Annotated in this window: 9 protein-coding genes; 4 read left to right on the forward strand and 5 right to left on the reverse strand. The window is 69.7% G+C overall.

Annotated features, from left to right (window positions below):
- Positions 1-202: 202 nt before the first annotated feature.
- On the reverse strand, positions 203-1,501 hold the full coding sequence (locus ACFWFI_RS14180; protein WP_073746777.1) for a citrate synthase: 1,299 nt from the start codon (positions 1,499-1,501) through the stop codon (positions 203-205).
- 197 nt (positions 1,502-1,698) lie between these two features.
- Positions 1,699-3,930, reverse strand: coding sequence for an SF1B family DNA helicase RecD2 (locus ACFWFI_RS14185; RefSeq protein ID WP_387389123.1), 2,232 nt, complete (start codon positions 3,928-3,930; stop codon positions 1,699-1,701).
- Between the two features lie 173 nt (positions 3,931-4,103).
- Between ACFWFI_RS14185 and ACFWFI_RS14190 the strand changes: the two genes are divergently transcribed.
- From ACFWFI_RS14190 to ACFWFI_RS14200, 3 genes are all read left to right on the forward strand, one after another.
- On the forward strand, positions 4,104-4,604 hold the full coding sequence (locus ACFWFI_RS14190; protein WP_387389126.1) for a DUF6584 family protein: 501 nt from the start codon (positions 4,104-4,106) through the stop codon (positions 4,602-4,604).
- 88 nt (positions 4,605-4,692) lie between these two features.
- The gene (locus tag ACFWFI_RS14195) at positions 4,693-5,328 is read left to right on the forward strand and encodes an SMI1/KNR4 family protein (protein WP_387389129.1); all 636 of its coding nucleotides are present in this window, start codon (positions 4,693-4,695) and stop codon (positions 5,326-5,328) included.
- A 242-nt stretch (positions 5,329-5,570) separates the two neighbouring features.
- A complete protein-coding gene (locus tag ACFWFI_RS14200) occupies positions 5,571-6,317 on the forward strand; it encodes a class I SAM-dependent methyltransferase (RefSeq protein ID WP_387389132.1) in 747 nt (248 codons plus the stop codon).
- Between the two features lie 320 nt (positions 6,318-6,637).
- On the opposite strand, the gene ACFWFI_RS14205 is transcribed toward ACFWFI_RS14200, so the two are convergent.
- Genes ACFWFI_RS14205 through ACFWFI_RS14215 form a run of 3 tightly spaced genes read right to left on the reverse strand, consistent with a single transcriptional unit; the run spans position 6,638 to position 9,758 of the window.
- Complete coding sequence (locus ACFWFI_RS14205; RefSeq protein WP_387389135.1) at positions 6,638-7,471, reverse strand: sugar phosphate isomerase/epimerase family protein; 834 nt, start codon at positions 7,469-7,471, stop codon at positions 6,638-6,640.
- Positions 7,468-8,610: a dihydrodipicolinate synthase family protein gene (locus tag ACFWFI_RS14210; RefSeq protein ID WP_387389138.1), complete on the reverse strand. Its 1,143-nt coding sequence runs from the start codon at positions 8,608-8,610 to the stop codon at positions 7,468-7,470. The genes ACFWFI_RS14205 and ACFWFI_RS14210 overlap by 4 nt, the downstream gene beginning before the upstream one ends.
- Positions 8,607-9,758, reverse strand: coding sequence for a Gfo/Idh/MocA family protein (locus ACFWFI_RS14215; protein WP_387389141.1), 1,152 nt, complete (start codon positions 9,756-9,758; stop codon positions 8,607-8,609). Before ACFWFI_RS14215 ends, ACFWFI_RS14210 begins: the two co-directional genes overlap by 4 nt.
- A gap of 110 nt (positions 9,759-9,868) precedes the next feature.
- Between ACFWFI_RS14215 and ACFWFI_RS14220 the strand changes: the two genes are divergently transcribed.
- The coding region (locus ACFWFI_RS14220) for a LacI family DNA-binding transcriptional regulator (protein WP_387389144.1) at positions 9,869-10,302 on the forward strand (434 nt) is incomplete at its 3' end.

The following is a 10,302-nucleotide window of genomic DNA, read 5'->3' on the forward strand; positions in this document are numbered from 1 at the left end:
CGGGGCGTTTCTCGCTCTGTGCGGACGACGGCCCTCCCGCACTCTCCGGCCACCTACACGGTCGCCAGGTGCGAATTGCACCAGCCCGATGCCCCGGAACGCCGAATCGCCCCGGACACCGCGCTCTGGACTGTACGAGCGCGGTACGCGGGGCGAAGATACCGGCCGGATCGGCCGGGGTGCAGCAGTGGTTCCAGGAGCTTCAGCGGCCCTCGACCGGGACGAAGTCGCGCAGGACCTCGCCGGTGTAGATCTGGCGCGGGCGGCCGATGCGGGATCCCGGCTCCTTGATCATCTCGTGCCACTGGGCGATCCAGCCGGGGAGCCGGCCGAGCGCGAACAGCACGGTGAACATCTCGGTCGGGAAGCCCATGGCGCGGTAGATCAGGCCCGTGTAGAAGTCCACGTTGGGGTAGAGGTTGCGCGAGACGAAGTACTCGTCGGAGAGCGCGTGCTCCTCGAGCTTGAGCGCGATGTCGAGCAGCTCGTCGGACTTGCCGAGCGACGACAGCACATCGTGCGCGGCAGCCTTGATGATCTTGGCGCGCGGGTCGAAGGACTTGTACACCCGGTGGCCGAAGCCCATCAGGCGGACGCCGTCCTCCTTGTTCTTGACCTTCTGGATGAAGGAGTCGACGTCGCCGCCGTTGGCCTGGATGCCCTCGAGCATCTCCAGCACCGACTGGTTGGCGCCACCGTGCAGCGGGCCCCACAGGGCCGAGATGCCGGCGGAGATCGAGGCGAACATGTTCGCCTGCGACGAGCCGACCAGACGCACGGTGGAGGTCGAACAGTTCTGCTCGTGGTCCGCGTGCAGGATGAGCAGCTTCTCGAGCGCCGAGACGACGACCGGGTCCGGCACGTACTCCTGGGCCGGGACGGAGAAGGTCATGCGCAGGAAGTTCTCGACGTAGCCGAGGTCGTTACGCGGGTAGACGAACGGGTGACCGATCGACTTCTTGTACGCGTACGCCGCGATCGTCGGAAGCTTCGCCAGCAGCCGGATCGTCGAGAGGTGACGCTGCTCCTCGTCGAACGGGTTGTGGCTGTCCTGGTAGAACGTGGACAGCGCGCTGACGACCGAGGACAGCATGGCCATCGGGTGGGCGTCGCGCGGGAAGCCGTCGAAGAAGCGCTTGACGTCCTCGTGCAGCAGCGTGTGCTGGGTGATCTCGTTCTTGAAGGCCGACAGCTCGTCGACCTTGGGAAGGTCGCCGTTGATCAGCGTGTAGGCGACCTCGAGGAACGTCGAGCTCTCCGCGAGCTGCTCGATCGGGTAACCGCGGTACCGCAGGATGCCCTGCTCGCCGTCGAGGTAGGTGATGGCGGATTTATACGCGGCTGTGTTGCCGTATCCGCTGTCCAGCGTGACCAGGCCCGTATTGGCCCGGAGCTTCCCGATATCGAAGCCCTTGTCGCCGACGGTGCTGTCGATCACCGGGTAGGTGTACTCGTCATCGCCGTACCGCAGTACTACAGCGTTGTTGGTGTGCTCGCTCACGTCATCCCTCACCGACGTAGTGCCTCTTCTTCGAGGTGCCCTGACTGTCTCCACCCTCCCCCATTTGGCGCAGGAGAGTGCACTCGGGGTCGTCCATTGGACCTACCGACGGCACTGAGTGCCGTCAACTTTCTCATCCTGCCCCCTGGATCGCGGTTCCGGAAGGGCTCAGTGATGTTTCCCACCGTTTTGATCGATCATTTTTTCGGGAAGTCTTCCGCTGTACCGCCGCGGAGCCGGAAATCCAGTCCCGTACAGCGCCTGCCTGCGGAAACGGTGCGGACGGCCTGGCCGATGGCCTTGCGTGAACCGACGAGTACGACCAGCTTCTTGGCCCTGGTCACCGCGGTGTACAGCAGGTTCCGCTGGAGCATCATCCAGGCGCTGGTGGTGACGGGGATGACGACCGCCGGATACTCGCTGCCCTGCGAGCGGTGGATGGTCATCGCGTAGGCGTGGGCCAGTTCGTCCAGTTCGTCGAAGTCGTACCCGATCTCCTCGTCCTCGTCCGTGAGGACGGTCAGCCTCTGCTCGTCCGCGTCGAGGGAGGTGACGACGCCGACCGTGCCGTTGAAGACCCCGTTCTCCCCCTTGTCATAGTTGTTCCTGATCTGGGTCACCTTGTCGCCCACCCGGAAGACCCGGCCCCCGAACCGCTTCTCGGGCAGGCCGGGGCGGCCCGGGGTGATGGCCTGCTGGAGCAGCCCGTTGAGATGCCCTGCGCCTGCCGGGCCGCGGTGCATCGGGGCGAGGACCTGCACGTCACGACGGGGATTCAGGCCGAACTTGGCGGGGATGCGACGGGCCGCGACATCCACGGCGAGCACCCCCGCGTCCTCCGTCTCGTCCTCCACGAACAGGAAGAAATCGTCCAGCCCCTGGGTCAGCGGCGGCACCCCGGAGTTGATCCGGTGGGCGTTGGTGACGACGCCGGACTTCTGGGCCTGGCGGAAGATCGTCGTCAGCCGGACGGCCGGAACCGGGCCGCCCTCGGCGAGCAGATCCCGCAGCACCTCCCCCGCGCCGACCGAGGGCAGCTGGTCCACATCGCCGACCAGCAGGAGGTGGGCACCGGGTGCCACCGCCTTGACGAGTTTGTTGGCGAGCAGCAGATCGAGCATGGACGCCTCGTCGACGACGACCAGATCGGCGTCCAGCGGCCGGTCACGGTCGTACGCGGCGTCCCCGCCGGGCTTCAGCTCCAGCAGCCGGTGCACGGTGGACGCCTCGGCGCCGGTCAGCTCCGAGAGCCGCTTCGCGGCTCGCCCGGTGGGGGCGGCCAGCACCACCTTCGCGTTCCGTGCACGGGCCAGCTCGACCACGGAGCGGACGGTGAACGACTTCCCGCAGCCGGGACCGCCGGTGAGGACGGCGACCTTCCTGCTGAGCGCGAGCCGGACGGCCGCCTCCTGCTCGGGGGCCAGCGTGGCCCCCGTACGCCCTGCGAGCCAGGCCAGCGCCTTGTCCCAGTCCACGTCCTGGAAGGCCGGCATCCGGTCCTCCGGCGTGCTCAGCAGGCGCTGCACCTGGGCGGCGAGGGAGATCTCGGCGCGGTGGAAGGGCACCAGATACACGGCGGTGACGGGCTGCCCGTCCTCGGGCCCCGGCACCTTCTCCCGTACGACGCCCTCCGGGTCCTCCGCGAGCTCGGCCAGGCAGTCGATGACGAGCCCGGTGTCGACCTGGAGCAGCTTCACCCCGTCGGCGATCAGCCGCTCCTCGGGAAGGAAGCAGTGTCCCTGGTCCGTGGACTGCGACAGGGCGTACTGGAGTCCGGCCTTGACCCGCTCGGGGCTGTCGTGCGGGATCCCGACGGCCTGGGCGATGCGGTCGGCGGTGAGGAACCCGATGCCCCACACGTCGGCGGCCAGCCGGTAGGGCTGGTTCTTCACGACGGAGATCGAGGCGTCCTCGTACTTCTTGTAGATACGGACGGCGATGGAGGTGGAGACGCCGACGGTCTGGAGGAAGACCATGACCTCCTTGATCGCCTTCTGCTCCTCCCAGGCCGCGGCGATCATCTTCGTCCGCTTCGGACCGAGTCCGGGGACCTCGACGAGGCGCTTGGGCTCCTGCTCGATGATGTCCAGGGTGTCCACGCCGAAGTGGGTGGTGATGCGGTCGGCCATGACGGGGCCGATGCCCTTGATCAGGCCGGAGCCGAGATAGCGGCGGATGCCCTGGATCGTGGCGGGGAGGATCGTCGTGTAGTTCTCGACGGTGAACTGTTTCCCGAACTGCGGATGGGAGCCCCAACGCCCCTCCATCCGCAGGGACTCACCGGGCTGGGCACCGAGCAGCGAGCCGACGACGGTGAGCAGATCGCCCGCCCCTCGCCCGGTGTCGACGCGGGCGACGGTGTAGCCGTTCTCCTCGTTGGCGTAGGTGATCCGCTCCAGGACGCCTTCGAGCACGGCGGAGTTGGACATGTCCCGACGCTACAGGGGCTCACCGACAGTGAGGCGACCCGCCCGGCGTCGGCCGAACCGTCCGGAGCCCTGTGACCGGAGCGAGCCGGCCGGCCCGGCCTGTACGGGAGGACGCGCGCGCAGGACTGAAATGCGTTGGTGCGGAACACGCGCGGAGACCGATGATGTGTCGCATGGCCCTGACCGACACCCTGCGGCGCGTGGACGCCGACCTGGCAGCCGGGCGCATACCCATGGCCCGCATGCGTCTGCGCGGGCTGGTTGCCGCCTACCCCGCGAGTCAGGAGGTGCGCCGGCGCCTGGGGGAGGTCTACCGCCTCTACGGCGAACCGGAGCAGGCCGGCCGGTGGATGTACCTGGAGGAGGACCGCGACCCGGCTGAGACGGCCGCCTTCGAGCAGCGCTATCACCTGCCCGCCCCGCGCATGCGGGCCGTGGCCTGGCGCGGGCCGGAGTCCCTGGCCGGATCCGCCTTCGCCGAGGAGCAGTTGACCGCGCTCCGAGCCGCGTGCTCGAAGGCCGCGGGCCGGCCCGTCGACTGGGACACGGTCACCGGCCAGGAGCAGCCGGAGAGGGGCGCCGTGCTCCGCGCCGCAGGATGCACGGGAGCGTTCCTGCTGGTCGCGGGCTTCCTGGCGATCTGGGTGAATGGGCTGGTCGACCTCTTCGACTGAAGTGGCGCATTCCTGATCGCCGGGAGCCCCGCACCTCCGCACCGCTCGCGCCTGTCCTGCTGTCAGTGCGGGCGTCTACCTTCGGCGCATGACACAGGTGGACATCGCTGCGTTCGATCACGAGTGGGCTCGCTTCGAGTCGTGGCTCTCGGCCCATTCGCCCGCCGATCGAGCGGCCTTGAGAGGGCCGGCGGACCCGGAGAGGATCGCCGGACTGGAATCCCGTCTGGGCTTCGCCCTGCACCCGGAGCTGAGGCGCCTTCTGGAACTGCACGACGGCGCGGCCCTGCCTGTCGCCGAACCGGGTTCCTTCCCTCTGCCCGCTGGCGCGTTCCTGCCGTTGGGGCACCGTCTCAGCGGTCTGGACGACATCGCGATGATGCGCGACATACTCGTGGACGTCGGCGAGGACAACATCGAAGCCGACCTGTGGGAGGACGAGGCGCCGGCTGTGAATCTGCACCTGTGCGTGCCGATCGCCCTGCCCAACGACGGGGGCGTCGCCTTCGTCGATCACCGTCCAGGGCCTTCGTACGGGCATGTGTACGAGCTGGGTATCGGGTCGGGAGACCTCGACGGCACGCTCTGGGCCACCGGTCCGGCCGAGCTCTTCCGGGTCCTGGCCGATTCCCTGGAGAGCGGCTCGCCCTTCCTCTACTACCGGCCGTCGACCTATGAACACGAGTCGGGCCACCACTGCGTCCAGTGGGAGATCGAGACCTGACGGCCCTCCGGGCCCTCCGCCTTCGAAGTGGTCGAGAAACACGCCTCGGCCACACCCGGGAAGGGCCCGCAACGGCCCGCGGGCGGGTCGTGGGCAGCAGAACGCGCCCCGCCCGAAGGGGCCGGCCCGGGTGCTCCCCGGACGCTGCGGAGCGGGCCCCGCAGCGAGCCCTCACACCGCCTCCGAACTGCTGAAACACCCGCCTGCGGCCTAGAGTTGGGTCCTCGGGAAGGGGGTTCCGGATGGACCGGAACATACGCTCGGTGGACGACGTACTGAAGCTCATGGACAGCCTGTTCGCACCGGAGGCGGACCGCTGGACCGGCGAGGCCGGGGCTTGGTGGGACGGGTTCTACGAGGACCGGTCGAAGCCCGTGCCCTTCTTCGTCGCGAAGCCGGACGAGAGCCTCGTATCCTCCCTCGACAAAGGCGTCATCGCACCCGGCCGTGCCCTCGACCTCGGCTGCGGACCGGGACGCAACGCTCTGCATCTCGCCTCGCGGGGCTTCGAGGTGGACGCCGTCGATCTGTCACCGGGGGCCGTCGCCTGGGCCGGGGAACGGGCCGCCGAGGCAGGGGCGGACATCCGCTTCCACTGCGGCGACGCCTTCGCCGACGACGCTCCGGGCGGGCCGTACGACCTGATCTACGACTCGGGTTGCTTCCACCACCTGCCGCCCCATCGGCGCGTCAGCTATCTCGAGCTCGTGGAACGCGTCCTCGTTCCCGGCGGGCACCTCGCCCTCAGCTGCTTCGCCTCCGGAGCGATGGGCTCCGAGCTCCCGGACGCCGAGTTGTACGGCGGTACGGGGCTTCAGGGCGGCCTCGCCTACACGCCCGAGTCGCTGCGCTGGATCTTCTCCGGGATGGAGGAGATCGAACTGCGGCGGATGCGTGACGAGCCGGCCGACTCCCCTTGCTTCGGCGAGGACTTCCTCTGGGCCGCACTGTTCAGGAAACCGGACGGATCCGGCCCGCTCGGTCGATGACGCCTGCGGCCTCGATCACGACCATGCCCTCGGGGACGCCAGGTGCGGCGACGCCCAGCACCGTCGCCGGCGGTGCCGGCGTCGTCCCCGACCGGGCGGACGCCCGGGAGTTCCCCTCCAGGAGCAGGTGCGTCACGGCCCCGGAAACGCGGAATGGGGCCCGGCCATAAGGCCGGACCCCCCTCGCTTTCCCCCTCCGTCGGGCTTCCCGATCCCCCCGGACCCCTCCCCGGAAGTCCCGACGCAGAGTACGACCGGGGAGGGTACGGAAAGGTTGCACGACTTGACCGTCTCTTTACCGAAGTCGGTCGGAGCGCCTCTCAGCAGGCATGTTCCAGGTAACGGGCGGCGACTTCACCGATCACTTCGGCACCGTCACGGGCCCAGAGCTGCTCGTTGAAGATCTCGACCTCGATCGGCCCGTCGAAGCCGGTGGCCTCGACCTGGCGGCGCATCGCACGGAAGTCCACGCATCCGTCGCCCAGTTGGCCCCGCCCCACCAGAACACCCGCCGGGAGCGGGGTGATCCAGTCGGCCAGCTGGAAGGAGTGGATCCGTCCGCCCGCGCCGGCCCGGGCGATCTGCGCGGCGACCTGGTCGTCCCACCAGATGTGGTACGCGTCGACGACCACCCCGACCTGCTCGGCCGGGAAGCGCTCCGCGAGGTCCAGCGCCTGGGAGAGGGTGGAGACGACGCAGCGGTCCGAGGCGAACATCGGGTGCAACGGCTCGATCGCGAGCCGGATGCCCCGCTCCTGGGCGTACGGGGCCAGCTCCGCCAGCGCTTCGGCGATGCGCTCCCGGGCGCCGAACAGGTCCTTCTCCCCGTCGGGGAGTCCGCCGGAGACCAGGACCAGGGTGTCCGTGTTCACGCCCGCGGCCTCGTCGACCGCCGCACGGTTGTCGTCCAGGGCGCGGGCGCGTTCGGCGGGGTCGGTCGCGGTGAGGAATCCGCCGCGGCAGAGGCTGGTGACGGTCAGGCCCGCGTCCTTCATCAACTGCCCGGCGCGCTCGATGCCGTACTCCTGCACCGGGGCGCGCCACAGGCCGACCTTGCCGATGCCCGCCTTGGCGCAGCCCTCGACGAGCTCCGGCAGGGACAGCTGCCGGACCGTCTCCTGGTTGATGGACAGGCGGGACAGATCGGCGCTCATCGGCTTCCTCCGTGGACGGTCAGCAGGGCGCGCATCCGGGCCTCGGCCAGCTCGGGGTCCGGGAACAGGCCGAGACCGTCGGCCAGTTCGTACGCCTTCGCCAGATGCGGCAGCGAACGGGCGGACTGCAGGCCACCGACCATCGTGAAGTGCTCCTGGTGGCCCGCCAGCCAGGCGAGGAAGACCACGCCCGTCTTGTAGAAACGGGTCGGGGCCTTGAACAGATGGCGCGACAGCTCGACCGTGGGGTCGAGGAGAGCGCGGAATCCCTCGACGTCCCCGGTGTCCAGGACCCTCACGGCGTGGGCGGCCAGCGGGCCCAGCGGGTCGAAGATGCCGAGCAGGGCGTGGCTGAAGCCCCGGTCGTCGCCCGCGATGAGCTCGGGGTAGTTGAAGTCGTCGCCGGTGTAGCAGCGCACCCCGCCGGGAAGACGGCGCCGTACATCGACCTCGCGCTCGGCGTCCAGGAGCGAGATCTTGATGCCGTCGACCTTGTCCGGGTGCTCCGCGATGACCTTCAGGAAGGTGTCCGTGGCGGCGTCGAGGTCGGCGCTGCCCCAGTAGCCCTCCAGCGCCGGGTCGAACATGGGGCCGAGCCAGTGCAGGACGACCGGTTCCGTGGCCTGGCGCAGGAGATGGGCGTACGTCTCCAGGTAGTCCTCGGGGCCGTTCGCGGCGGCGGCCAGCGCGCGGGAGGCCATCAGGATGGCCTGGGCGCCGCTCCCCTCGACCAGGGCGAGCTGCTCCTCGTACGCGGCGCGCACCTCGGGCAGGGTGGCGGGACCGGTGAGCTGGTCGGTGCCCACGCCGCAGGCGATCCTGCCGCCCACGGACTTCGCCTCGGCGGCCGAGCGGCGGATCAGCTCGCCCGCACCGGCCCAGTCCAGGCCCATGCCACGCTGAGCGGTGTCCATGGCCTCGGCGACGCCCAGGCCGTGCGACCAGAGGTGGCGGCGGAAGGCGAGGGTGGCGTCCCAGTCGACCGCGACGGGGTCGTCGGGGCTGATGTCGGCGTACGGGTCGGCGACGACATGGGCGGCGGAGAAGACCGTACGGGAGGCGAGCGGCGCCCCGGACGGTGCCAGGTCGAGCGGCGTTGCGCGGGGTTCGTACGGGCCCTGCGGGAGCTGGATGGTCACAGGCTCAGCTCCGGGACGTCGAAGCGGCGGCCCTCGGCCGAGGACTTGAGGCCGAGCTCGGCCAGCTGGACGCCTCGGGCACCGGCCATCAGGTCCCAGGTGTAGGGCTCGTCGAGGACGATGTGGCGCAGGAAGAGCTCCCACTGTGCCTTGAAGCCGTTGTCGAACTCGGCGTTGTCGGGGACTTCCTGCCACTGGTCGCGGAACGGCTCGGTGACCGGGAGGTCGGGGTTCCAGACCGGCTTGGGGGTCGCCGAGCGGTGCTGGACACGGCAGTTGCGCAGTCCGGCGACGGCGGAGCCGTGGGTGCCGTCGACCTGGAACTCGACGAGCTCGTCGCGGTTGACGCGGACCGTCCAGGAGGAGTTGATCTGGGCGACGGCGCCGCTCGCCAGCTGGAAGGTGCCGTACGCGGCGTCGTCGGCGGTGGCGGCGTAGGGCTTGCCCTGCTCGTCCCAGCGCTGCGGGATGTGTGTCTGCACATGCGCCGATACGGTCGTGACCTGGCCGAACAGCTCGTGCAGCACGTACTCCCAGTGCGGGAACATGTCGACGACGATGCCGCCGCCGTCCTCCGCGCGGTAGTTCCAGGAGGGACGCTGGGCGTCCTGCCAGTCGCCCTCGAAGACCCAGTAGCCGAACTCCCCGCGCACGGAGAGGATCTCACCGAAGAAGCCGCCGTCGATGAGGCGCTTCAGCTTGAGCAGGCCCGGGAGGAAGATCTTGTCCTGGACGACGCCGTGCTTGATGCCCGCGTCGCGTGCGAGGCGGGCCAGTTCGAGCGCGCCCTCGACGTCGGTGGCGGTGGGCTTCTCGGTGTAGATGTGCTTGCCCGCGGCGATCGCCTTCTTGATCGCCTCGACGCGGGCCGAGGTGACCTGGGCATCGAAGTAGATGTCGATCGACTCGTCCGCGAGCACCGCGTCCAGGTCGGTCGACCACTCGGTCAGGCCGTGCTGTGCGGCGAGTGCCTCCAGCGCGTGGGCGCGGCGGCCGACGAGCACGGGTTCGGGCCACAGCACCTCGCCGCCGCCGAGGTCGAGGCCGCCCTGCTCGCGGATCGCGAGGATCGAGCGCACCAGGTGCTGCCGGTATCCCATGCGTCCCGTGACGCCGTTCATGGCGATGCGCACTGTCCTGCGTGTCACGAAAGTTCCTCCATACAGCCGTAGCAAGCGCTTTCTATGCGGTATGACGCTAGCCTGCCGACAGCGGCCCGGACAAGGGGGGCCGCTCCACAACTCCTCGGAGGAGAGCGATGACAGTCACCCTGGCGGACGTTGCGGCCCGCGCCCGGGTGTCCCCGGCCACCGTGTCCCGTGTCCTGAACGGCAACTACCCGGTGGCCTCGTCCACCCGGGAGCGGGTCCTGCGCGCGGTGGACGAACTGGACTACGTACTGAACGGCCCGGCCAGCTCGCTCGCCGCCGCCACGTCCGACCTTGTGGGCATCCTGGTCAACGACATCGCCGACCCGTTCTTCGGCATCATGGCCGGGGCCGCGCAGAGCGAGATCGGCGGCCCGGGCGACGGATCCGGGCGCGGAGGCGGCGAGAAGCTCGCCGTCGTCTGCAACACCGGCGGCTCCCCCGAGCGCGAACTCACCTACCTCACGCTGCTGCAGCGCCAGCGCGCCGCGGCCGTCGTCCTCACCGGCGGCGCGCTGGAGGACCCGGCGCACCAGGCCGCGAT

This window comes from Streptomyces sp. NPDC060209 (assembly GCF_042728155.1).
Lineage (GTDB): Bacteria > Actinomycetota > Actinomycetes > Streptomycetales > Streptomycetaceae > Streptomyces.

Coding starts and splice junctions, on each gene's coding strand:
- ACFWFI_RS14185 (WP_387389123.1), bottom strand. CDS start 3,930: ATGTCCAACTCCGCCGTGCTCGAAGGCGTCCTGGAGCGGATCACCTAC.
- ACFWFI_RS14190 (WP_387389126.1), top strand. CDS start 4,104: ATGGCCCTGACCGACACCCTGCGGCGCGTGGACGCCGACCTGGCAGCC.
- ACFWFI_RS14195 (WP_387389129.1), top strand. CDS start 4,693: ATGACACAGGTGGACATCGCTGCGTTCGATCACGAGTGGGCTCGCTTC.
- ACFWFI_RS14200 (WP_387389132.1), top strand. CDS start 5,571: ATGGACCGGAACATACGCTCGGTGGACGACGTACTGAAGCTCATGGAC.
- ACFWFI_RS14205 (WP_387389135.1), bottom strand. CDS start 7,471: ATGAGCGCCGATCTGTCCCGCCTGTCCATCAACCAGGAGACGGTCCGG.